General features: G+C 67.7%; 13 protein-coding genes. 7 read left to right on the forward strand and 6 right to left on the reverse strand.

Going from position 1 to position 24,850, the window contains the following annotated elements:
- Positions 1-11: 11 nt before the first annotated feature.
- Together VA599_RS01425 and VA599_RS01430 are read left to right on the forward strand one after the other, a co-directional pair.
- Positions 12-2,720 carry a nitrate reductase gene (locus tag VA599_RS01425; protein WP_346787421.1) on the forward strand — a complete coding sequence of 903 codons (2,709 nt, stop codon included), beginning with the start codon at positions 12-14 and terminating at the stop codon, positions 2,718-2,720.
- Positions 2,721-2,897: 177 nt separating this feature from the next.
- Positions 2,898-4,508 carry an MAC/perforin domain-containing protein gene (locus tag VA599_RS01430; protein ID WP_104947104.1) on the forward strand — a complete coding sequence of 537 codons (1,611 nt, stop codon included), beginning with the start codon at positions 2,898-2,900 and terminating at the stop codon, positions 4,506-4,508.
- Between the two features lie 84 nt (positions 4,509-4,592).
- Here the strand turns inward: VA599_RS01430 and VA599_RS01435 are convergent, their stop codons facing one another.
- On the reverse strand, positions 4,593-6,638 hold the full coding sequence (locus VA599_RS01435) for a TonB-dependent receptor (RefSeq protein WP_346787422.1): 2,046 nt from the start codon (positions 6,636-6,638) through the stop codon (positions 4,593-4,595).
- A gap of 252 nt (positions 6,639-6,890) precedes the next feature.
- On the opposite strand from VA599_RS01435, the gene fes reads away from it, so the two are divergent.
- From fes to VA599_RS01450, 3 genes are all read left to right on the forward strand, one after another.
- A complete protein-coding gene (gene fes / locus VA599_RS01440) occupies positions 6,891-8,210 on the forward strand; it encodes an enterochelin esterase (RefSeq protein WP_346787423.1) in 1,320 nt (439 codons plus the stop codon).
- A 71-nt stretch (positions 8,211-8,281) separates the two neighbouring features.
- On the forward strand, positions 8,282-8,494 hold the full coding sequence (locus VA599_RS01445) for an MbtH family protein (protein ID WP_021477819.1): 213 nt from the start codon (positions 8,282-8,284) through the stop codon (positions 8,492-8,494).
- Between the two features lie 103 nt (positions 8,495-8,597).
- On the forward strand, positions 8,598-17,084 hold the full coding sequence (locus VA599_RS01450; protein WP_346787424.1) for an amino acid adenylation domain-containing protein: 8,487 nt from the start codon (positions 8,598-8,600) through the stop codon (positions 17,082-17,084).
- A gap of 66 nt (positions 17,085-17,150) precedes the next feature.
- Here VA599_RS01450 and VA599_RS01455 read toward each other — a convergent pair whose 3' ends face one another.
- Genes VA599_RS01455 through fepD form a run of 3 tightly spaced genes read right to left on the reverse strand, consistent with a single transcriptional unit; the run spans position 17,151 to position 20,007 of the window.
- On the reverse strand, positions 17,151-17,990 hold the full coding sequence (locus tag VA599_RS01455; RefSeq protein ID WP_021478467.1) for an ABC transporter ATP-binding protein: 840 nt from the start codon (positions 17,988-17,990) through the stop codon (positions 17,151-17,153).
- Positions 17,987-19,030 carry an iron-enterobactin ABC transporter permease gene (gene fepG, locus VA599_RS01460; protein WP_346787425.1) on the reverse strand — a complete coding sequence of 348 codons (1,044 nt, stop codon included), beginning with the start codon at positions 19,028-19,030 and terminating at the stop codon, positions 17,987-17,989. Before fepG ends, VA599_RS01455 begins: the two co-directional genes overlap by 4 nt.
- A complete protein-coding gene (gene fepD, locus VA599_RS01465) occupies positions 19,027-20,007 on the reverse strand; it encodes a Fe(3+)-siderophore ABC transporter permease (protein WP_346787426.1) in 981 nt (326 codons plus the stop codon). Before fepD ends, fepG begins: the two co-directional genes overlap by 4 nt.
- A 178-nt stretch (positions 20,008-20,185) precedes the next feature.
- Between fepD and entS the strand changes: the two genes are divergently transcribed.
- Positions 20,186-21,460: an enterobactin transporter EntS gene (gene entS, locus VA599_RS01470; protein ID WP_346787427.1), complete on the forward strand. Its 1,275-nt coding sequence runs from the start codon at positions 20,186-20,188 to the stop codon at positions 21,458-21,460.
- Between the two features lie 72 nt (positions 21,461-21,532).
- Here the strand turns inward: entS and VA599_RS01475 are convergent, their stop codons facing one another.
- Together VA599_RS01475 and fepB are read right to left on the reverse strand one after the other, a co-directional pair.
- Positions 21,533-22,132 (reverse strand): hypothetical protein, encoded by a 600-nt coding sequence (locus VA599_RS01475; protein ID WP_346787428.1) that lies wholly within the window; start codon positions 22,130-22,132, stop codon positions 21,533-21,535.
- Positions 22,133-22,421: 289 nt separating this feature from the next.
- Positions 22,422-23,423: a Fe2+-enterobactin ABC transporter substrate-binding protein gene (fepB, locus tag VA599_RS01480; RefSeq protein ID WP_346787429.1), complete on the reverse strand. Its 1,002-nt coding sequence runs from the start codon at positions 23,421-23,423 to the stop codon at positions 22,422-22,424.
- Positions 23,424-23,723: 300 nt separating this feature from the next.
- Between fepB and VA599_RS01485 the strand changes: the two genes are divergently transcribed.
- On the forward strand, positions 23,724-24,848 hold the full coding sequence (locus VA599_RS01485; protein ID WP_346787430.1) for an efflux RND transporter periplasmic adaptor subunit: 1,125 nt from the start codon (positions 23,724-23,726) through the stop codon (positions 24,846-24,848).
- The last annotated feature ends 2 nt before the right edge of the window (positions 24,849-24,850 follow it).

The following is a 24,850-nucleotide window of genomic DNA, read 5'->3' on the forward strand; positions in this document are numbered from 1 at the left end:
AGGGCGAGGTGATGGACAAGACGGAAACCCGATCCACCTGCTGCTATTGCGGCGTCGGCTGCGGCGTGTTGATAGAAAGCGAGAATGGCCGCATCACCGGCGTGCGCGGCGATCCGGAGCATCCGGCCAATTTCGGCCGGCTGTGCGGCAAGGGCCTGAGCCTGGCGGCCAGCGCAGCCAGCGACAGCGGTCGCGCCTTGTTTCCCGAAATGAGGCAGGACAGGGGCGAGCCGCGCCGGCGTGTGGCGTGGGATGAGGCGCTGGACGCGGCGGCGGACCGATTCGCCGACATCATCCGCCGCCACGGTCCGGACGCGGTGGCGTTTTACGCTTCCGGCCAGTTGTTGACCGAGGATTACTATCTGTTCAACAAACTGGCCAAGGGCGTGGCCGGCACCAATAACATCGATACCAATTCCCGGCTGTGCATGTCCAGCGCCGTCACCGCCTACAAGATGGCCTTCGGCGCGGACGGCCCGCCCACCTGTTACGAAGACCTGGAATCCGCTGGTTGCGTGCTGTTCGCCGGCAGCAATATGGCCTACGCCCATCCGGTGCTGTTCCGCCGGCTGGAAGACGCCAGGCGGGATTGGCCGGACGCGCGCTGGATCGTGGTCGATCCGCGCCGCACCGACACCGCAGCGATGGCCGACCTGCACTTGCAAATCCAGCCCGGCACCGACGTGGCGTTGTTCCACGGCATGCTGCACCACCTGATCTGGGAGGGGCTGATCGATGCCGGCTACATCGCCGCCCATACCGAGGGCTTCGACGCGCTCAAGCGCATGGTCCGCGACTACACGCCGAAGATGGCGGCGGAGATCTGCGGCGTGCGGGCCGAGGACATCGTCACCGCGGCGGAATGGTTCGGCCGCAGCCCGGCCAGCCTGTCGCTGTACTGCATGGGCCTGAACCAGTCCAGCCAGGGCACGGCCAAGAACCTGGCGCTGATCAATCTGCACCTGGCGACAGGCCAGATCGGCCGGCCCGGCGCCGGGCCGTTCTCGCTGACCGGCCAGCCCAACGCGATGGGCGGGCGCGAGGTGGGCGGCATGGCCACCATGCTGGCCGCGCACCGAGACATCGCCAATCCCGATCACCGGCGCGAAGTGGCCGCGCACTGGGGCGTGCCGGAGTCGCGGCTGTCTTCGCGCCCCGGTTTGCCTGCGGTGGCGATGTTCGAGGCGCTGGCGCGAGGCGAGATCAAGGCGGTATGGATAGTCTGCACCAATCCGGCCCACTCGCTGCCGGATTTGGCGATGGCGCGACAGGCGCTGAGCCGCGCCGAGCTGGTGGTGGTGCAGGACGCTTTCGCCGAAACCGACACCACCGCTTTCGCCGACATCCTGCTGCCGGCGGCCAGCTGGGGCGAGAAAGAGGGCACGGTCACCAATTCCGAGCGCCGCGTCAGCCGGGTGCGGGCAGCCGCGCCGCCGCCGGGCGAGGCGAAGCCGGACGGCTGGATTGCCGCCGAGTTCGGCCGGAGGCTGGCGGCGCGCCTGCATCCGGATGAAGCCGACCATTTCGCCTATGCCGATGCCCGGCAGGTGTTTGACGAACACCGCGCGCTGACCGTGGGCCGGGATCTGGACATGGGCGGGCTGGATTACGCTCTGCTGGAAGCGAGGGGACCGCAGCAATGGCCGCTGTTCGCTGGCCAGGCAGAGGGCCAGGCGAGGCGCTATGTCGACGGCGTCTTCGCCACCGATGGCGGCAAGGCGCGTTTCCACGCCATCGACTACCGGCCGCCGGCGGACAAGATATCGGCCCATTATCCGTTTCGGCTGATCACTGGCCGCCTGCGCGACCAGTGGCACGGCATGAGCCGCACCGGACGCGTGCCCGGCCTGTTTTCCCATAGTCCTGAGCCGGAGCTGCGCATGCATCCGGAAGACGCCGAGCGGCGGAATCTGCGCGACGGTGATCTGGTGCGCGTAGCCAGCAAGCGCGGGCAGTGGGTGTTGCCGCTGAAAACCGACGGCGATCTGGCGCGCGGCTGTGTGTTCGCCGCCATGCACTGGAGCCGCCAGTTCCTCAACAGCGGGGGCAGCAACGAGGCGAGCACCTCGGCGGTGGACGGATTGTCGTTCCAGCCGGAGCTCAAGCACGCGGCGGTGAAGGTGGAAAAGGCCGAGCTGCCCTGGCGGGTGCTGGCCGCGCTGCGCCATCCGGATTTGCCGGCGCTGCAGGCGGAATTGACGCCGTTGCTGGGGGAGATGGGCTATGCGGCGATTTCGCTGGCGGCGGGAAATGTCTTGCTGCTGCGCGCTGCCGATTCCGCGGCCAGGCCGGATTGGCTGGCGCGCTTGCTGGACGCGCTGGCGCTGCGCCCGGGACCGGATGTGCTGGAGTACCGCGACGACGGGCGAGGCGTGCTCAAGCGCGTGGCCTGGGATGCCGACAAGCTGGCGGGATTGGTTTTCGCCGGCGGCGGGCTGGCGGACCGCGACGCGGGCGAGCGCTTGCTGCAGCGGCTGTTGGACGGTGAGTTGTGGCAAGGGCCGCGGCTCGCCGCGTTTTCGCCGGGCCGAACCGGGGCCGCCAAGCGGGACCGCATCGTGTGCCAGTGCAAGCAGGTGGGCGAAGCCGCCATTCTGGACAGGCTTGAGCGGGGACAGGATCTGATGGCGCTGAAGGCCGAGCTGGGCTGCGGAACCGTTTGCGGCGCCTGCGCGCCGGAGTTGGCGCGGATGGCGGCCGGGCTTGCGCAAAACGCTTAAGGGGGGATGTCCTGCGGAACATGGCATCCCGAGAGAGCCGCGGAGTCTTGTTCCAACGCAAATGAGTTCCGTATTTTTACTGACCGGAGGACCAGAGGCCGTGGCTGGGAATGCGCGCTATATATCTAGCGGCGTTGTGAAAATGCCATTCGATTATAACGTTAAGAAAGGAATTCCATGGCATCCGCAGCAAATGCAGGTCAGCTTGGCAACCTCCCCGGCGTTACTTCCATGGGCATGGGTTATGACGTGAATGGTTTGTACGCCAGCCCGGAAAGCCTGCTTGGCCAACCCTTGTTCGATTTCGGCGGCGAGCTGGACAGCATCGAAATCGAGGGCCGCAGCTACACCTTTCCCCGCAGCATGCATGTACACACCTATTTCCATTCCGACTTCAAACAGGATGTCAGCAAGGAAATCGAAGAATATCGGGAGAAAATGAGCCAGCATGTGGGCGTGTCCGGCCGTTACAAGCTATTCAGCGCCTCGCTGAGCGTGGATTTCACCACCACGGACCAGCAGCTTACCGAGATCACCTACAGCTCCACCCGCGAAGCCCATGTGCTGTGGTACATCAGCCTGCCCGGCGCGGCCACGCTGCGTTCGATGCTGCGCCGCGACTTCCGCGACGATCTGAACAATCCCAAGATGCCGGCCATGGAGCTGTTCAAGCGCTATGGTCCCTACTACATATCGGAAGCGGCAGTGGGCGGCCGGCTGGACTACAGCGCGGCCAGCAAGACCTTGAAGATGGACAGCAGCCAGTCGCTGTCCACCACCGCCGAAATGTCCTACAAGGCGCTGGTGGGCGAGATCAAGATCGAGCATGGCTCGGAAATGGAAAAGCAGGTCAACAGCTTCCGCAGCAACTCCACCATCCGTCTCACCGCCACCGGCGGCAAACCGGGCATGACCGATCGCATACTGCACGGTCCGGATTCGCAGCAGGCGTTCTCGCAATGGGCGGAATCGCTGCTCGACTACGCGACGCTGATGGATTTCTCCACCGAAAGCCTGCAACCGATCTGGGCGCTGGCCGACAAACCCGAACGTCGCGTCGAGCTTGAGGATGCCTTCCCTGAATTCATGAAGCAGTCGCAGCAGTCCATCCCCAAGGTGGACAAGGTGCTGCTGATGGATGCGCGGCCGCCGATGGTGAAGGCTGGGGAGGACAGCGGCTCCGGCGCGTCGGAAGATCTGGCGGTATTCAATCCCAGCACCTCCAACGGCTACAAGATGGTTGGCCAGTTCGGCCAGCGCAACCATGCCAGCGTGGCGGATGGCCATGCGCCGATTTTCAAGGATCTGTTCGATCTGGGCGTGCTGAAGGCGCCGGTGGGTTGGCAGCGGGTGTGGGACGACGCCGGCTCCGGCAAGTCCAAGGACTACGCGTGCTGGCGCGCGATTCCGCCGCAGGGCTACCGCGCGCTGGGTGATGTGATGATGTTGGCCACCAGCGGCTATAACCCGCCGAATCTGCCCGACTATGTTTGCGTGCATCAAAGTCTGTGCGCGGATGTGCAGACGCTGCAAAACCGGGTGTGGTGGGACAAGGGCACCGGCGCGCGCAAGGATGTCAGCCTGTGGCAACCTGGTTCGGCCGGGGCTGTGGCGTCGTCTTGCTTTGTCGGCGTGCCGAACTACAACAACCCGCCCAACTCCGGCGACCTCGAGCGTCTGCGCGGCAGCATCGCATGCGTGAAGACCAGCGCGATCGCGTCCACGCAGGAGATGAAGTCCATGCTCAGCCAACATCAGGGCATGGAGGAACTGGCGGCCAAGCTCTGATCCCCGTCTGACGCGGTAAAAGAACAAGGCTGCCATCTGGCAGCCTTGTTTTTGTTCCTCCAGTTTCCTGGAGTCAGAGGGCGATCAGTTGAAGCGGTAGTCCACCGTCACGCCGACCGTGCGCGGCGCGCCGATCACCCCCAGATTGTTGCCGCGGGCGGGAATCTGGGCGTAGAGCACGCCTTGGTTGGTCAGGTTGTTGACGTAGGCGCGCACCCCCCAGCGGGCGTCTTCGTAGCCGGTGTTCAGGTTGGCCACGGTGTAGTCGCCGGCGGTGCGGGTCGGATCATTGGTGATGTCCGAATAGTAGGACCCGACGCGGTTCAGGCTGCCGCCAATATAGAAGTTGCGCGGCAGACGCTGCTTGAAGCCCAGGTTGACGGTCAGATGCGGCGCGTAGTTGAACTGATTGCCCTGTATGCCGGGATTGGCGGCATCGGTGCCGGTCACCTTGGTGTTCAGCAGGCCGATGCCGGCGCTGAGGGTCAGCCTCGGGGTAACGCGCGCTTTGCTTTCCAGTTCCAGGCCATAGCTTTGTCCTTCCGGAATATTGGTGAAGCGCGATCCCAGAATGGCCTGGTAGCCGGTGTACTGGTTGAAGAAGGCATTGGCATTGAGGCTGACGCGCTCTTCCAGGAAGCTGGAGCGGCTGCTCAGCTCATAGGTTGTGACCTGTTCCTTGTTGAAGGTGTAGTACTTGTTGTCGTTGTCCAGGCCGGAACCGCCGGCGTTATAGCCTTTGCGCGCGGACAGGCCAAGTGTGGTGGATGGGCTGTACTTGTAGCTAAGGCCGGCCTTGGGCAGGAACAAGGTTTCGCCGAGGTCATAGCTGGCTTGAGCTTCGTAGCTCTGTCCGGGCCCCAGCGTGGTGTTGCGCCGCTGCATCTCGCGTTCCGCGCGGCCGCCCAGGTTGAGGCTCCACTTGTCGTTCAGCGCCAGCGTGGCTTCGCCGTAGAACGCCTCGGTCTTGAGCTTGTCCTTGGCGGCTACGCGCGGAGAGGCGTTCATGTCCTGATCGCGGTCATAGTAATAGACGCCGACCAAGCCGCTCAGCCAGCCATCCTGCGGCGCGTAGGCCAGGCGGGCCTCGGCGGTGTTGCCCTTTTCGTCCAGCCTCATGCTGAACGCGGGCGTGTCGGAGTCTTTGAACGCGCTGATGTTGTCGGCGTGGCCCAGCAGCAGGCTGGCGCTCCAGGCGTCATTGATCTGGTATCGCAGATCGGCGCTGACGGTGTTGTTGAACGAGTCCTGATAGCGTGCTTCGGTCGACAGGCGGTGATACTGGTAGTCGAAGTAGTTGCCGTCGACGTAGTTCAGGTATTCGCCCTTGTTCTTGCGGTGTGCCACCGTCAGCTTGGCGGTGAAGCCCGGCAGCGCGCTGGGCTTCCACAGCAGCTTGCCGCGGAAGCTGCTGTTTTTCACTTCGGACGCGTCCCAAGGCATGGCGCCCGGATAGTCGATGTAGCTGTGGCCGTTCAGGCCTTCGGCGGCGACGCGGAAGGCCAGCTCGTCGGTGATCGGACCGGAGATCATGCCGGCCAGCGTCACTTTTCCATCCCTGTTCTCGTAACCGCCGCGCAGCGCGCCCTCCCAGTCGAAGGTCGGGTCCTTGGTGTTGACCACGATGGCGCCGGCCATGGTGTTGCGGCCCTGGGTGGTGGACTGCGGGCCGCGCAGCACTTCAATCTGTTCCACGTCCCATGGGCTGGCGTCGACGTAGCGCTGGCCGTTCCAGCTTTCCGACATGCCGTCCACCGTGGTGCTGACGCGCGGGCGGGAGCCGGAGACCAGCGTGTTGTAGCCGGTGCCGGGACCGGTGCCTTCCACACCGCGGATATTGACGATGCCGGCGCCGTTGGCCGTGGCGTTGGGGGTGGCGGCCGTCGCGTCATAGACCGATTTGATCTCGCCGGTGTCGGCGTCGCGGAGCACCGATACCGCGGTGGTGGTGTCTTTCAGCGAGCGGTTGATCTTCTCGCCGGTGACGGTCACGGTGGGCAGGGCGGCATCTTGTTGGTCGGCCGGAGCCGCCTGCGCGGAGTGGGGCAGCGCCATGCCTCCCAGGCAGGCCAGGGCCAGCAGGGTGGCGTGGGCCAGGGCGTCGCGCTTGCGGTGCGGGAGTTTTTCCATCGTTCCAGATTCCTCATTGTGGTTATTGTCAGATTGACCGGGGGCGGTTCTGCGGCGTCGTCTGGCTGGCGAGGAATCGTTGGCTAATGCGGCGGACGGAACTGTGGGGCCGGTGCTGACCCGTTGAGATCGTTGCGATCAACAGATACGAATGATAATATTTATCATTAACAATATGCAATAACTTAACGCGAATTGAATTGGCCGGGAGCGGCCGCATTCATTACGCGGCCTGGATCGGTGGAGAGCGTTGTGGAATTGAATCAAGTGGCAGTGGAAAGCGCGGCTTGGCTGCAACATCCGGAAGCGGGCGAACCGCAATGGTGGGACCGGCTGGCCTCCGCGGGCGCGCCGCTGCGCGAGCGGTTGCCGGACGGGCGCGTATGCGTGACTTTCCTGTGGCGAGATCCGGCCGGCGGTCCTGCAGCCTCGTCCATCGTCCGCGTGTACGCCGATGTCAACTCCGTCACCGACCACCACAGCCCGCAGCCGCAATCGTTGTCCCGCCTGGGCGATACCGATGTCTGGTGGTGGCAGACGGAGTTGCCGGCGGATTGGCGCGGCAGTTACGCCTATATCCCGGTAGCGGCTGGGCATACGCCTCCCGTTCCCGGCGACGATGCCCGCGAAAGCCGGCTGCGGCACCGCGAATGGTGGCTGAGCATCATGGCCCTGGCCATCTCCGATCCGCTCAACCCCGCCGCCGGCTACCGCAGCAGCTGGGGCGCCAGCTTGTCGCCGCTGCATCTGCCCGACGCGCCGGACCAGTCCGCCTGGACTGCCTGGGACAAAACCGGGCAGGGGGCCGACCTGCGCCGCCTGACGGAAATCCGCTGGGACAGCGCCATGCTCGGCAAGGCGCGCCGGGTCTGGATCTACCACACCGGCGCGGCTTCTGTCGGACAATGGGTCGAGAGGCCGCTGGCGATCCTGCTGGACGGCCAGCATTGGGCGCAGCGTCTGCCGGTGTTCGCCGCACTGGACGAGGACACCCGCCGCGGCCGTTTGCCGCCCGCGGTGTACTTGCTGGTGGACAGCATCGACGGCAAGCACCGCGAGGAAGACCTGCCCTGCAACGCCGAATTCTGGCTGGCCTTGCAAAAGGAACTGCTGCCCCAGGCGGCGCTGATCGCGCCGTTCAGCGGCCGGGCCGATTGCACCGTGGTGGCCGGGCAGAGCTATGGCGGCCTGGCGGCGATGTTCGCCGGGCTCAACTGGCCGGACCGTTTCGGCTGCGTGCTCAGCCAGTCCGGCTCGTTCTGGTGGCCGAGCGTGGAATTGCATGAAAAGGCGCGCGCGGCGAGCGCCCGGCGTCTGCCGGGCAGCAAGGGCCGCTTGACCGAGCAGCTGGAGGCCGGCGAGACGCCGCCCGGACGGCTGCGCGTGTTCCAGGAGGTGGGCAGCCGCGAGGAGGTGATGGTGGACGTCAACGACAGCCATCGCGCGGCGCTGGAGGGCGCCGGGCACGACGTGCATTACCAGATATTCGAGGGCGGGCATGACTGGCTGTGCTGGCGCGGCGGTTTGTTGCAAGGGTTGGGCTGTCTGTGGCGGCCCTGGGTCGCCCCCTAAAACAAACCAGAATCGTCCGAAGGCGGGCCAGGCCCGCCTGCAGGCCGGCTCGCCTTGCTGGAGTGTTCGCCATGAGCGCGGAGCAAACCAACCCTTTCGATGACGAAAGCCTTTCCTTTCTCGTCCTGGTAAATCACCAGGACCAGCACAGCCTGTGGCCGTCGCAACTCGCATCGCCCGCGGGCTGGCGCGCCGTATTCGGCCCGGCCGGCCGCGGCGCGTGCGTTTCCTATCTCGACGCCAACTGGACCGACATCCGCCCGCGATCGCTGCGCAGCGGTTAAGGCCGCCGTTTCCTCACCTCCGCATCGTTCCGCCCATGCCTCAGGCCTGGGCGCGGCCGGCTGCGCGCCGGCCGTTCCGATTACCCGCACCCGGGGAAGCATCGTGTTGACCATTGAAACAAGACCCTCCGCCATCGAGCGCGAGCTGCCGCTGTTCGGCTCGCAACTGGGCATCTGGCTAGCGGACCAGATCGCCGAACAAAAGAACACCTACACCGTCGCCCACTGCGTCGAACTGGACGGCGCGATAGACGCCGAGCGGCTGCGCCAGTCCATAGGCTTGGGCCTGGCCGAGGCCGACACCGTCGTCGCCCAGTACCTGGAAACGCCGGACGGCCCGGCGCAGCTTCTGCGGCAAGGGCTGAGCGCCGAGAACCTGCCTCTTCCAGAAATCCATGACCTGAGCGCAGAGGCCGATCCGGAAGAGAAGGCCCGCCAATGGATGGGCGAAGATCTGGCCGCCGATCTGCCGGCCGACGGCGAGCGGCCGCTGTATCTGCACCGCCTGTTCAAGCTGGCTGGCGGCGCGGGCGAGCGCTGGTTCTGGTATCAGCGCTACCACCATGTTTGCGTCGACGGCTACAGCTTCGCCGCGCTGACCCGCCGCATCGCCGACCTCTACCAGGCGCTGGGCCGCGGCGAAGCGCCGTCGCCGTCGCCATTCGTTTCTTTCGCCGATGTCGCGGCCGAGCGCGACGCCTACCTGGCCAGCCCGCGCTGCGAGGAAGACCGCGCGTTCTGGCGCAACTACGCCGCCGCGCTGCCTGCGCCGTCCACGCTGTCAGCGCGCGATGCGCTAGCCGGCGACGGCGCGGCCAATGTCGACGTGCTGCGCCGGCGTTTTGAAATCGCCGGAGGAGCGGCGGCGCCGCAGGCCATGGCGGCGGTTTTCGCCTACCTGGCCAGGATGAGCGGCGCGAGCCGGGTGTCGATGGGCGTGCCTTTCATGCGGCGCATGGGTTCGGCCGCGCTGCGAGCCGTGGGTCCGGTGGTCAACGTGCTGCCGGTGGCGCTGGATATCGACGATGGCGACGATCTGGCAACGCTCGCGCGGCGTTTGGCCGACGAATTGAAACGGGTGCGCCGCCATGAGCGCTACGATGCCGAGCAGATTCAGCGCGACAGCGGCATGGTTGGCTCCAGCCGCGCCTTGTACGGCGCGACGCTGAACCTGAAGATCTATGACCAATCTCTGCGGCTGGGCGAGGTGGAAGGCACCACGCTGCCGCTGGCGGTGGGTCCGATCGACGACATCGAATTCGGCCTCTGGCAGCAGGGCGAGGCGCTGGTGGTGGAGCTGAGCGCCAATCCGGCGCGCTACGACGCGGCGGAGCTGGAATGGCATGCCTGGCGGCTGCGCGGCTTCATCGCCGCCTTGGCCGGGGGCGCGACGGTGGGCGACGCGCCTTTGCATAGCGCCGCGGAGAAGGCCGCGTTGGACGAATGGTCGCAAGGCCCGCGCGTCAGAGCTCCGGCCGGCGTGCGCACCGCGCTGGACGTGTTCCTGCAAAGCGCCGCGCAATATGAAAACGAAACCGCGCTGGTCTGCGGCGACGAGCGGCTGAGCTATGGCGAGCTGTCGGCCCGCGTCGCGCAACTGGGGCGCGAGCTGCTGGCGCGCGGCATCGGCGACGGCAGCGTGGTCGGCGTCGCCGTGCCGCGCAGCGTCGACACCGTGGTGTCGATACTGGGTACGCTGGCGGCCGGCGCCGCCTTCCTGCCGCTGGACCTCGATTATCCGCCTGAGCGGCTGGCGATGATGTGCGAGGACGCCGCGCCGGCCTTGTTGCTGACCCGCTCCGACGTTTGCGGCCGGCTGCCGGACCTGCCGGCGCTGTGCCTGGATGATGGCGAGGTCCGCGCGCGGTTGGCCGCCCGCTCCGCCCAGCCGCTGGACGACGCGGAACGGCTGCGTTCGCTGAATGGCGACCGGCTGGCCTACATGATCTACACCTCAGGCTCCACCGGGAAGCCGAAAGGCGTGATGATCGCCCACGCCAGCTTTCTCAACTTGCTGCTGAGCCAGCAGACTGGACTGTTCGGCGACTTCGTCCGTTCCCGCGGCCGCCGCGTGCGCACGATGCAGACCGCCTCGCTGTCTTTTGACGGCGCGCTGGAGCAGCTGTTCTGGCTCTTCATGGGTCAGGAAGTGCATCTGTGCGACGAGGAGCTGCGCCGCGACGCGCAGCAGTTGGTCGAGCTGGTGCGTCGCGAACGCATCGACGAGATGGACGTGCCGCCGTCGCTGCTGCGGCAGATGCTGGATTGTGGCCTGATGGACGACGGCCATTGGCAGCCCGGCATGGTGATGGTGGGCGGCGAGGCGGTGCCGCCGGCGCTGTGGAAGGAGATGCGAGGCTACTCGCAGCTGCATTTCCATAATTTCTACGGGCCGACCGAATACACGATCTCGGCGCTGGGGGCGCCGGGTTCCATCGCCGAGGAGCCGGTGGTGGGCCGGCCTGTGGCCAATACCCGCGCGCTGGTGCTGGACGCCGCGCTGCGTCCGGTGGCCATAGGCGTGGCCGGCGAACTGTACCTGGCCGGCGACGGCCTGGGCCTGGGTTATCTGAACCGCCCGTCGCTGACCGCGGCCCGCTTCGTCGCCAGCCCCTTCGGCGACGGCGAGCTGATGTACCGCACCGGCGACCTGGTGCGCTGGAACGCCCATGGCCAGATGGACTTCATCGGCCGCGTCGACCACCAGGTCAAGGTGCGCGGCTTCCGCATCGAAATGGGCGAGGTCGAGCACGCGCTGGCCAGCCTGCCCGGCGTCAACGCCGCCGTGGTGCTGGCCGAGGCGGTGGGCGGCAGCCACCGGCTGATCGCCTATTGCACGATGGCCGACGCCGGCCGCCACGAGGAGGCCGGCCTGTCCGCCGCCTTGCTGGCGCAAGTGGCCGAAACGCTGCCCGACTACATGGTGCCGTCGGCGCTGGCGGTGTTGCCGGAGTGGCCGGTCAACATCAACGGCAAGATAGACCGCAAGGCGCTGCCGGCGATCCGGCCGCAGAATGCAGCCGCAGGACGGGAGCCGGCCAACGACGCCGAGCGCCTGCTGTGCGCGGCGGTGGCCCGGGTGCTGAACCTGGAGCAGACCAGTCCCGACGACGACTTCTTCCAGCTGGGCGGCGACAGCATCTCGGCGATGAGCCTGGGCACCGAGCTGCGCCGCGCCGGCTTCCTGCTGCGCCCGCGCGACGTGTTCGCCAAGCGCACGCCGGCCGGCATGACCGCGGCGCTGCAGCCCTTGAGCGCCGCCAATCCGGCAGCCGACGACGCGGCCGGCCCGCTCGGCAAGCTGCCCATCGTCGCCTGGTTCGCCGAGCAATACGGCCTGAACAGCCGCTTCGTCCAGGGCGTGTGGCTGAAGGCGCCGGCGGCGTTGAACGCCGAGCACCTGGCCGCCGGCCTGTTGGCCTTGCAGCGGGCCCACCCGGCATTGCGCAGCCGCGCCGTCGACGGCCAGCTGAGCCTGGACGCCGCGCCGGCCACGCTGGACGCGCGCATCTTGATTGAGGCCGAGTCGGACGCGACGCCGGACAGCCTGTTTGAAACCGCCTGCGCGCGCCTGGACCCGGAAAACGGGCTGATGCTGCAGGCGGCCTTGCGGGATGGCGCGGACGGAAAACGCGTGCTGCTGGCCATCCACCACCTGGCGGTGGACGGGGTGTCATGGCGCGCGTTGCTGCCGGAACTGCAATCCGCGTGCGAGGCGGCGATGGCCGGCGAGGCCGTCCAACTGCCGCGCGAGGAGTTCGGCCTGCGCGAGTGGGCGAAAACGCTGGCGGCCCAGGTGCCGGCCCGCCGCGGCGAATTGGCGATGTGGCGCGGCATGCTGGCCGGAAAGGCCGACGCATTGAGCGCCAAGGCGCTGGATGCTTCCCGCGACCGCCACGACACGGCCCGCCACAGCCGTGCGCAGCTCGGCGAGGCGGCCAGCGCGGCCCTGCTGCAAAAGCTGCCGAACGCCTGCCGCGCGACGGTGGAGGAAATCCTGCTGGCGGCGCTGCTGCTGGCTTGCCGCGGCGAATTCGACGCGCCGCGCTTGCGCGTCGGTCTGGAGTCACATGGCCGCTACGCCAGCGACGATGGCATACATCTGGGCCGCACCGTCGGCTGGCTGACCGCCGAATACCCGGCGCTGTTCAACCTGTCGGCCCATGCGGCCGGCGACGCGGCTGCCCTGGAGGCGCTGCGCGCGGTCAAGCGCGTGATGCGGGCGATACCGGACCACGGCCTGGGCTACGGCGTGCTGCGTTATCTGGACGACGAGCATGGCCCGGCGCTGGGCGCGCTGGAGGAGCAGAACCGCCCGGCGCTGCTGTTCAACTACCTGGGCCGCTTCCAGACCGGGGACGGCGAATGGACGCCGCTGGCCGCCGGAGGCCGCTTCGCCGACGCCTTCGCCGTCGACATCGATCCGGCCTTGCCGCTGCAATACGGGCTGGAGGCCAATGTCTTCGTCGACGAGTCCGGCGCCGCGCCGCGCGTGGCGGTCAACTGGACCTGGGCCGACGCGTTGTATGGCGCTGACGCCATCGAACGGCTGGGGCTGAGGATGGACAGCGCGATCGCCGCGCTGGCGCATCTCGCCGAGCGCGATCCACTGGCTGCGGCCGACACGCTGGTGGCCGCCGAGACGCTGGGTTTCGGCGGCGCGCCGTTGTCCGACGCCGAGCTGGCGGCGCTCTGCGCCCGTCATGGCAGTCTGGCCGCCGCGTTGCCGGTGCTGCCGCTGCAGCAGGGCTTGCTGTTCCACGCCCAGCTGGGCGAGGCGGCCGGCAAGTACAACTCCATCACCCGCGTCACTTTCGAAGGCCCGCTAGGCAGCGACAGGCTGCGCGCGGCGCTGGCTGCGGTATTGCGCCGCCATCCGCAGCTGGCCGTCGGTTTCGACAGCGAGGCCCAGGCCGAGCCGCTGCAACTGCTGCCGCTGGTTCTGCCGGAATGGCCGTGGCGAGAGCTGGAGCTGGCCGCGACGGCCGACGAGGCCGAGGCGCTGCAGGCGCTGGAGTGTGAGGAACTGGACCGCGACTTTACGGTCGGCGGCCCTGGCGACGGCCCGCTGCTGCAGGCCACGCTGACGCGCCACGGCCAACTGTCCACGCTGTTCCTGACCGCGCACCATTTGGTTGTCGATGGTTGGTCCACGCCCATCATGTTGCGCGACTTGCTGGCCGCCTACGGCGACGGGCCGGACACGCTGCCTTCGATCCGCGTCGACTACCCCAGCGTGGTCCGCGCGCTGGCCGCGCGCGACCTGACGCCGGCGTGGCAGCTGTGGCTGCAGACGCTGGACGGCGTCAAGCCCACATTGCTGTTCGGCCAGCAGACGGCCGCGCCGGAAGTGCGGGAATTCGAGCTGGTGCTGCCGCAAGCGTTGGAAGACGCGCTGACCGAGCGCTGCCGCGAACGCGGCCTCACCCTGAACACCGCGATGCAAGGCATGTGGGGCGCGTTGCTGTCGGTGCTGACCGGCCGCAACGACGTGGTGTTCGGCTCGCCGGTGTCGGGCCGCTTCAGTCCGGTGGACGGCGTGGACGAGCATATCGGCCTGTTCAGCAACACCATTCCGGTGAGGGTGGCTCTGCGGCCGGACGCGATGCTGTGGGATCAGCTGGCCGATTTGCAGGCGCGGCAGATCCGTCTGCTGGAGCACGACGGGCTGGGCCTTGCCGAAATCCAGCGCCTGGCCGGCGCGGCCACGCTGTTCGACACGCTGCTGGTGGTCGAGAACTACCCGGATCAGGACATGCAGTCGCGCGACTACCACTGCGCGCGCATCGCCTCGCTGCGCAACCGCGGCCATACCCACTATCCGCTGACCGTGCTGGCGCTGCCTGGCGACCGATTGCGGCTGCTGATCGAGTACCGCAACCTGGTCAAAGAACCGCAGCAACTGGCCGAACGCATGCTGGCGCTGCTGGAGCACCTGGCTTATCAGCCGGAGCTGCCGTGGTCGGCTTTCAATCCACTGACCGGCTCCGAGCGCGAGCTGATCGAGCAGGTCAACGCCACCGCCGTAGCGATACCGGAAGCCACGCTGCCGTCGCTGCTGGAGGCCCAGGCCGCCAGGACGCCGGACGCGCCGGCGCTGCTGGACGAGGCGCGCGCGCTCAGTTATGCCGAAACCCGCGCCCAGGTAGCCCATCTGGCCGGAAGGCTGGCGGAGGCCGGCGTCAAGCCTGGCGACATCGTCGCCGTGGCGTTGCCGCGCTCGGCGCATCTGAGCCTGGCGCTGATGGCGGCGCAGGAAGCCGGCGCCGCCTATCTGCCGCTGGACACCGGCTACCCGGACGAGCGGCTGGCCTATATGGTGGCCGACGCCAAGCCGGCGCTGATCATCACCTGCGCTGAACTGGCGCCGCGCTTTGCTTCCATGGGCACGCTGTTGCTGCAGGACGAGCTGGCGGCCGAGCCGCAGGCCTTCGACGCGCCGGCGCTGACGCCGGACCATGCCGCCTATCTGCTGTACACCTCCGGCTCCACCGGCCGGCCCAAGGGCGTGCTGGTTTCGCACCGCGCCATCGTCAACCGCCTGCTGTGGATGCAGCACGAGTACGGCCTGGGTGCCGACGACGTGGTGCTGCAGAAGACGCCTTGCAGTTTCGATGTATCGGTGTGGGAGTTCTTCTGGCCGCTGATCGTCGGCGCGAAGCTGTTCATGGCGCCGCCGGACGCCCACCGCGACCCGGAGGCGCTGCTGGAGCTGATCGCCGCGCGCGGGGTCACCACCTTGCACTTCGTCCCGTCGATGCTGGCGGCGCTGCTGGCCCATATGCAGGGCGACGCGGCGGCGCGTTCGGCCCAGACGGCCGGCTTGCGCCGGGTGTTCTGCAGCGGCGAGGCGCTGTCGCGCGAGTTGGCCGACGGCTACGCCGGCCTGATAGACGCGCCGCTGCACAATCTGTACGGCCCGACCGAGGCGGCGGTGGACGTCAGCTACCAGCCGGCGGCCAAGCCGGCGCCGGAATCGGCCAGCGTGCCCATCGGCCTGCCGGTGTGGAACACCGCGCTGCGCATTCTGGACGCCGCGCTGCGGCCGGTGCCGGTGGGCGCGCCGGGCGAGCTCTATCTGAGCGGCATGCAGCTGGCCCATGGCTATCTGGGCCGGCCGGATCTGACCGCCAGCCGCTTCGTCGCCGATCCGTACGCCGATGGCGAACGGATGTACCGCACCGGCGACATCGCGCGCTGGCTGCCGGACGGCGCGGTGGAGTATCTGGGCCGCAGCGACGATCAGCTGAAGATACGCGGCCAGCGCATCGAGCTGGGCGAGATCGAGGCGGCGCTGTTGGCTCAGCCGGGCGTGGCCCGCGCGGTGGTCCACGCCCGCGCGCTGGGCGGCCAGGCGGCGCATGCCGCCGGCGCCGACAACCGCCAGCTGGTCGGCTACGTGATCGCGTCTGATCCAGACAACCTGCCCGAGGCCGACGCGCTGCGCGCGGCGCTGGCCAAGGTTCTGCCGGCCCACATGGTGCCGGTAGCCGTGATGCGACTGGCGGATTTCCCGCTCAGCGCCAACGGCAAGCTGGACCGCAAGGCGCTGCCGGAGCCGTCTTCGACGGCGGCGGCCGAAGGCCGCGAGCCGCGTCCTGGCCTGGAAAGCCGCATCGCCGCTTTGTTCGCCGAGATCTTGGAATCCGACGCGGTACGCGCCGACGACGACTTCTTCGCGCTGGGCGGCCACTCGCTGCTGGCGATGCGGCTGGCGGCGACGCTGCGCCGCGAGCTGAAGCTGCCGGTGTCGGTCGGCCAGATCATGAGTTCGCCGACGGTGGCCAAGCTGGCGGCGGTGCTGTCCGATGCAGTCCTGGCGTCCGACCCGGCGTTGGCTGGCTTCGGCGAGGTGCTGCCGCTGCGCGCCGGCAAGGGGCGGCCGCTGTTCTGCATCCATCCGGCTTCCGGCTTCGCTTGGCAGTACAGCGGCTTGTCGCGCCATCTGCGCCCCGGCTTCGCGCTGGTGGGCCTACAGTCGCCGCGCCCGGACGGCGCCATCGCCCGTTGCGCCGACATGGATGAGGTGTGCGAACGCCATCTGGCCAATCTGCGCCGCATCCAGCCGCAGGGTCCGTATCACCTGATCGGCTACTCGCTAGGCGGCACGGTGGCGCAGGCGCTGGCAGCCAAGCTGAGGCAGCAGGGCGAGGAGGTGGCCTTCCTGGGCCTGCTCGACACCTATCCGCCGGAGGGCCAGGACTGGAACGGCCCGACCGAGGAGGAGGCCAAGGCCGAAGTGGCGCGCGAGCAGGAGCAGTTCATGTCCGCCACCGAGGACGCCGCCGACGCCTTCATGCTGCGCGAAAAGACCGAGATGTTCGGCCACATCGTCGCCAACTACCAGGACGCGGTGCGTCTGCTGTCGCAGGCGCGCACGCCGCGCTACGACGGCGAGGCCACGCTGTTCGTCGCCCGCCGAACCTTGCCCGAGGGCATGGACGTGCGGGAAACCTGGCGGCCGCACCTGGCCGGCCTCAATGTGCATGAGCTGGATTGCGCGCATGAGGATATCGTGTCGCCGCAGTCTCTGGAGGCGCTGGGCCCATTGCTGGACGGCATCCTGAAGGAGGTGCACAGCCTGGGGTGATGGATTCCGGCAAATGAAAATGGCCCCTCTCGGGGCCATTTTTCATGGCGGGACGGCAAGGCAAGTTCAGCGCGGAATCACCATCGGCGTATGGCTGACCGGGTCCTCGATGATCAGGCAGGGCAGGCCGAACACCTGCTCGATCAGCTCGGAGGTGACGATGCGCGACGGCGCGCCTTCGGCGACGATGCGGCCGTCTTTCATCGCGATCAAGTGGGTGGCGTAGCGGCAGGCGTGGTTGATGTCGTGCAGCACCGCCACCAGCGTGCGGCCGCCGTCGCGGTTGAGCGTGCGGAACAGTTCCAGCAGCTCGATTTGGTGGGCGATGTCCAGATAGGTGGTGGGTTCGTCCAGCAAAAGCAGCGGCGTTTGCTGGGCCAGCGCCATCGCCACCCAGGCGCGCTGGCGCTGGCCGCCGGACAACTCGTCCACCAGCCGGTCGGCGAGGTCGACGGTGCCGGTGGCTTTCAGCGCTTCATTGACCGCGGTTTCGTCGTCGCGGCTCCATTGCCGCAGCAGGCCCTGGTGCGGGTAGCGGCCGCGCGCCACCAGATCGGCCACGGTGATGCCGTCCGGCGCGACGGCGCTTTGCGGCAGCAGGCCCAGCTGGCGCGCCACCGCCTTGGCCGGCTGGCTGTGGATGTCGCGGCCGTCCAGCCGCACCTGGCCGTCCAGCGGTTTCAGCAGGCGGCTGAGGCTGCGCAGCAGCGTGGATTTGCCGCAGCCGTTGGGGCCGATGACGACGGTGAAGGAGCCATCGGGAATGCGCAGGTTCAGCCGCTCGCAGATCGTCCGTTGGCGGTAGCCCAGGCGCAGGCCGTCGCCGGATAGTCGCGGCAGGCCGGACGCGGGCAGGGCGGCGTCGATTGCCGCGGCGGGGTTGAGCTTGAAGGACAGGGTGGTCACGATTTCGCGCCTCCGGTTTGGCGCAGCAGCAGCCACAGCAAGTAAAGGCCGCCGATGCAAATGGTGACGACGCCAACCGGCAGCTGGCGCGGATAGAACAGGTGCTGGGCGGCGTAGTCGGCCGCCAACAGCAGCAGCGAGCCGGTCCAGGCGGCGGTGAGCGGACTGGTGGCGCGCGCGCGCTGCAGCCGCTGGGCGATCTGCGGCGCGGCCAGCGCGATGAAGGCGATGGGGCCGGCGGCCGCGGTGGCGGAGGCGATCAGCGCCACGCCCAGGCCCATCAGCGTCAGCCGGGCGCGCTCGGCCGGCACGCCCAGCGCATTGGCGCTGTCGTCGCCCATTTCCAGCAGCCGCATCCGAGGCCTCAGCGTGAGCGCCGCCAGCATCGCCAGCAGGCAGAACAGCGCCGACGGCAGGCCCTTGCTCCAGGTGATGCCGTTCAGCGTGCCGGCGCCCCATATCGCGGCGCTCATCGCCGACTCCAGGCTGGCGTTGATCAGCAGCCAGCTGTTGAGCGCGCTCAGCATGGCGCTGACGGCGATGCCGACGATGATCAGCCGGAGTCCGTGCGCGCCGCGCCGCCAGGCCAGCAGATAAACCAGCGCGGCGGAGGCGAGGCCGCCTGCCAGCGCGCCGCCGGCGATCTGGAAATGGCTGCCGCCTATTGTAGTGATCACCAGCAGCGCGCCGGTGTAAGCGCCGGTGTTGAAGCCCACCACGTCCGGGCTGCCCAAGGGATTGCGCAGCAGTGACTGGAAGATCGCGCCGCTCATGCCCAGCGCCGCGCCGATGATCAGCGCCATCGCCACCCGCGGCAGCCGCCATTGCTGGACCACGGCCACGTTCAGCCGGCTGCCCTGGCCTTGCAACGCCGCCCACACTTGCTCGACGCTCAGATGCAGGGCGCCGGCGCGCAGGCTCAGCAGCGCCAGCGCGGCGCAGGCCGCCATCAGCAGCAGCGCCGGCCATAGCCGGCCCGGCTTGATGCGAAGATTGAAGCGGCCGTCGGGATCGCCCAGCCGCAGATGCGCCGTTTTCATGCCTTGCCTCCAGATCCGCCGTGGCTGCGCGCCAGCCAGATCAGCGCCGGCGCGCCGATGAAGGCGGTGACGATGGACACGCGCAGCTCGCCCGGCGTCAGCAAGCGGCCGGCGATGTCGGACGACAGCAGCAGCATCGGCGCCAGCAGCGCGGTGAAGGGCAGGCTCCAGCGAAGGTCGGCGCCGCCTAGCCGGCGCGCGACGTGGGGAATCATCAGGCCGACGAAGCCTATCGGCCCGGCGACGGCGGTGCTGGCGCCGGACAGCAGGGTGACGGCGGCCACCGCGCCGCCCTGGATCAGCAGCGGCCGGCCGCCCAGGCTGACCGCCAGATCATTGCCCAGGCCCATCGCGTTCAGCGGGCGGGCAAGCAGCAGCGCCAGCAGGCCGCCGGCCAGGATGGCGGGCGCGGCCAGGCCGACGGCGGCCATGTCGCGCACGTCCAGCGTGCCGGCGTTCCAGTAGCGCAGCCGATTGAAGGCGATGGGGTCGAGCAGGGTGATGGCGGCGGACAGGCCCATCAGCACCGCGCCGACGGCCACGCCGGCCAGCACGATGCGCAGCGGATCGGCGCGGCGGCCGCGCGCGCCCACGGCGTAGACCAGCAGCGTCGCGCACAGCGCGCCCGCCGCCGCGCAGGCCATGTAGCCGCCTTGGCTGTCCACGGCGAGGAAGGCGACGCCCAGCACCATCGCGAAGCTGGCGCCGGCGTTGACGCCGAGTATGCCGGGATCGGCCAGCGGATTGCGGGTCAGCGCCTGGATCAGCGCGCCGGACAAGCCCAGCGCCGCGCCGGCCAACAGGCCCAGCAGCGTGCGCGGCAGCCGTCCCTGCAATACGACCACGCTGTCAGGCCCGGCGGCGCGGCCCAGCAGGCTGTCCCAGACGGCGGCGAGCGGAATCGGCTTGGCGCCCAGCGCCAGGCTCAGCGCGGATATGACGGCCAGCAGCGTCAGGCAGGCGAGCAAGAGCGTCATCCGTCGGCGCGTGGCCGCATGTGGGCGAGTAGGCATGATTAAATGAAAATGATTCCTAATACGAATCTGCAATGTTACCATGCAAACTCCATGAAGAAACCACGCCGCGGCGTGACGCCGTCAATTTTTTCCGCGCGCGGCCGCTGCGCCGCGCTTCTTGAACCACTGCGTTGATAACATGAAAAAATCGCCCATCTTCGTCGACTTCAGCCTGCTCAGGCTCAATCCGCATTTCCGCTCCATCTTCATCGCCCGGATGATCTCGGTGTTCGCCTTCGGCATCCTGATGGTGGCGGTGCCGGTGCAGATCCATCAGCTCACCGGCTCCACGCTGCAGGTGGGCGCGGCGATGGCGCTGGACGGCATCGGCATGTTCGCCGGCCTGATGTGCGGCGGCGTGCTGGCCGACCGCATGGACCGCCGCCGGCTGATTCTGCTGGGCCGCACCTCTTGCGGCCTGGGCTTCCTGGCGCTGGCCTTGAACGGCTTCATGACCAACCCGTCGGTGACGGCGCTGTACGTGGTGTCCACCTGGGACGGCTTCTTCAGCGGCATCGGCATCACCTCGCTGATGGCGTCGATTCCGGTCATCGTCGGCCGCGAGAACCTGCCGGCCGCCGGCGCGCTGAGCATGCTGACGGTGCGCTTCGGCGCGGTGCTGTCGCCATTGCTGGGCGGCCTGATCATCACCGCCGCCGGCGTCAACTGGAACTACCTGCTGGCCGGCATCGGCACGTTGGCCACGCTGATTCCGCTGACCCGTCTGCCGTCGCTGAAGCCGCAAAACGCTGAGCCATCCCATCCGCTGCGGTCCTTGATGGAAGGTTTTGAATTCCTGTGGCAGAACAAGGTGGTCGGCGCGGTGGTGGCGGTGGGCACACTGCAGACGCTGCTGAGCGCGGTGCGGGTGCTCTATCCGTCGCTGGCCGAGGATGGCTACGGCGGCGGAGCGTTCGAAGTGGGCCTGATGTATTCGGCGGTGCCGCTGGGCGCGATGCTGGGCGCTTTCACCAGCGGCTGGGTGGGCGGGTTGAGCCGTCCCGGCGCGATGATGCTGGCTTGCGTGACCGCCTCGTCGTTGGCCATCGCGTCCTTGGGCGCTTTCACCCACCTGGCTTATGGCCTGGCGGCGCTGGTGGTGCTGGGCTATCTGGGCTCCATCGCCTCGCTGCTGCAGTTCACGCTGGTGCAGGGCCAGACGCCGGACCACCTTCTGGGCCGCGTCAACAGTCTGTGGAACGCCCAGGACGTGGTGGGCGACAGCCTGGGCGCGCTGGGTCTGGGCGCGCTGGCGCGGGCATTGGCGCCGCTGATGGCGGTGGCCTGGTTCGGCGCCGGCGTGGCGGCGGCCGGCCTGCTGATGTGCGTGGGTTTCGGCACCTTGCGCCGCCTCTCCGGCGGCAAGCCGGAGCAGGCCGAAGGCGAACCGGCGGAGCAGGCGGCGGGGTCTTGAGCTTCGCGCGGCGAACCATGAAAAAAGCGGACTTCGGTCCGCTTTTTTCATGTAGAGCAAAGCTGTCCGATGCTAATGGGCCTGCCCGGCATCAGTGGATTTTTGCGCCAGGAACGGCGTGATGGTATTGATTACGCCGTCCAGCTGAAGCGACTCTCCGGCAAAATATTGGGTGCCCTGCAGTTTTTCTACCTGGCTGTCGCTTATATTGATGCCTGGCTTATTGCCAGCCATCGCGCTGCTTAGCATGGCTATGTTTTTCAGGAGCCTGCTGTCTGCCTGCGTCAGGTCCATTCTGACCAGGAACATTCCATCGACGGCCAGGCCGCACTCGATCTTGATCTTGTCCAGCTTGATGTTCTTTTCAAGGAATGGCGTCAGCAAGGTATAGCCGACGTATTGCAGGCTATCGCCGGTGATTGAACTGGCCTGCAGCGCTTTTTCGCGGTCGAAATGATAGCGGAAAAGCGAGTCCTTATTGTCCTTCGCGCTCTCTGGCAGACTGAATGCCCAGCCGTCCTGGCCATGCTTTACGGTAAGAACCGATTCCGGCGCGCTGTGCCCGATCGCGCTCTGAAAGGTGCCGGCCAAATCGCCAAGGCAAGCTTGTTCGTCAGCAAAGGAAAAGGGAGATAGCAAGCAGAGACAGAAGAGGGCAATGGTTTTTTTCATGATGGACGCAGAGGCTTGTGCAGACATCAAGTCGGCAAGTTTTGGATGGCGCTTTCAATCCTTGAATAGCCGGAGCTATTCGGCGCGGTCGGCGAAAGTTTTGGAAGGTATCCGTGAATCAAGCCATTTGCAATAAGAATGTTCTGCATGTCTGTTTGAGCGAAGACGGCTGCGGATGATGGGGAGCGTGTAATCGGGTGGCTGGTTTGTTTAAAGGTTTCTCCTGAGATTCCGCTGAGCCGGCGCCATCCCCGTTGATTCTGCGGGGATGGTTTCAGTAGCCGATTTTCTAAGCAAACTGCTTGCGCAGCCGCGCCAGCAGATTGCGCGCGCTGTAGTAGTCCAGGCGGAAGGTGTCCAGGCCGGCGGCGTACACCTGCCTGGCCTTCACCGCCGGATTGTCGGCCAGGAAGGGGTTGGCCAGCACCTGCGGCACCTGGTCCTGATCGGCATTGAACAGGATCATCGACTTGCCTTGCAGGCCGTCGGCGAACTTCTCGCCGGTCAGCTGGATGATGTCGTGGCGCACGCCCATGCTGGTATTGCCTTTGACGCTGTCCGGCGCGGTGGCCAATTCAAAGCCCAGCGACTGCAGCAGCTTGCCCTGCGCCGATTGGGGCGTCCACAGATTGGCGCCGGAGCCGTCTTCGTAATAGACCAGCGCCGCCGTCGGCTGCGGCGGCAACTTCAGCGCCGCCTTCAGTTTCGCCGCCTCGGCGTCGAAATCGGCGATGGCGGCGCGGGCGTCGGCCTCGCGGCCGGTGGCTCGGCCCAGCAGCGTCGCCAGTTCCTGCCAGCTCTTGTCGTCGTAGTTCACCACCAGGGTTGGAGCCATCTGGCTCAGCTGCTCGTACAGCTTCAGCGCGGAGTCGCCGCCGGTGCCGGCCATCACGATCAGGTCTGGTTGGGCGGCGATGATGGCCTCGGCATTGGGTTCGCCCTGGTACAGCGGCGTCACGCCGCGTTGCTTGGCCACCGCGCTCCACTGGGTGAAGAAGCCCTGGTCGTCCGTCACCTTGGAATGGGCGGCGCTGCCGCCGCTGGCGACCACCGGCGCGTGGATGGCGAGCAGGGTGCCGGTCAGCGTCACGCTGGTGGAGACGATGCGCTGAGGCATCTTGTCCAGCGTCACCTTGCCCTTGGGCGTGTCCAGCGTGCGAGGCCAACCGGCCGAGGCGGCGGCTGCGTCGTCGGATTGGGCTGGAGCGTCGCAGGCCGAGAGCAATGCGGCGAGGCCGGCTGCGACGGCCAGGCGCAGCGCGCCGCGGCGCGTGGCATGGGGGAGCGGCATGGAGTGTTTCCTTTGCATTCGAGAGCGTCCGGCGATTTTATTGCAAGTGATAAGTATTATCATTAACATTGTCGCCCATGCCAAGATTCCCGTCTCAATTCGGGGAATCCGCCTGCAAGCTCATGCGAGCGGCGGACGAGCGGCGGGCGCTTAGCTCGTGCCCGGCCGCTGCTTGGACACTGGACTCGATTGAGCCCGGAACGAGAGCCGCCAAGCCCGCTTTTCGATGACGGCATGCGTCCGCGCGCGCATCTGATGGGGTTGATGGTTCCCGCTTTCGCGGCCGGAATGCACAGGAATATGCGGATATTGACGGTTGTTGCGATGGCGGCGGGCCTGGCCGGCTGCGGGGGAGCGGAGCAAGCTCCGCTGGCGGGCAAGCCGCCCGAGGTGGGCGTGGTGAAGCTGGAGGTTAAGGACGTGGCGGTAAGGGCCGAATTGGCCGGCCGCACCGTCGCCTTCCGCAGCGCCGAAGTCCGGCCGCAGGTGAACGGCATCGTGTTGAAACGGCATTTCACCGAGGGCAGCCTGGTCAAGGCCGGCGACCTGCTGTACCAGATCGATCCGGCCGGCTACCAGGCTGCCTTGCAGCAGGCGGAGGCGACGCTGGCATCCGCCCGCGCCGCGCTGGGCAGCCTGAAGGGACGCGCCGAACGCTATGCCGAATTGGCCAAGATAGACGGCGTCAGCCGCCAGGAGCGCGAGGAGGCGGATGCCGACTACCGCAAGGGCCTGGCGGCGGTCAAGGCCGGCGAGGCGGCGGTGGCGGCGGCCAGGGTGGATTTGTCGCGCACCCGCGTGCTGGCGCCGATTTCCGGCCGCATCGGCCGCTCCGCCGTCAGCGAGGGCGCGCTGCTCACTGCTGGCCAGAGCGCGGCGCTGGCGACCATCCAGCAGCTGGACCCGATGTACGTGGACATCGTCCAGTCCAGCCAGGACCTGCTGGCCTTCAAGCGCCGGCAGGCCGACGGCGAGCGTCAGCCTGCCGGCGCGGCCGCGACGCTGAAGCTGGAGGACGGCGCGCCGTACCGCCATCCCGGCAAGCTGCGCTTCACCGAATTGAACGTCGACCGCGTGTCCGGCGCGGTGACCTTGCGCGCCGAATTTCCCAACCCCGAAGGCCTGTTGCTGCCTGGCATGTATGTGCGCGCCGAGCTGGAGCAGGGCGTGCGCCGCCAGGCGGTATTGGCGCCGCAGCAGGGCGTGGCGCGCGACGGCAAGGGGCGCGCCACCGCGCTGGTGCTGGGCGCCGGCAACAAGGTGGAGCAGCGGCTGCTGACGACGGAAGGCACCCACGGCGCTTACTGGCTGGTGGCCACGGGATTGAAAGCCGGAGACAGGCTGATTGTCGACGGCCTGCAGCGCGCCCGCCCGGGCGAGGCGGCGACGCCGGTGGCGCTGCCGGCCCAGGCCGGGAGGAGCTGAGC

Origin of the sequence: Chromobacterium indicum, assembly GCF_039708975.1 — a bacterium.
Classification (GTDB): Bacteria; Pseudomonadota; Gammaproteobacteria; order Burkholderiales; family Chromobacteriaceae; genus Chromobacterium; species Chromobacterium piscinae.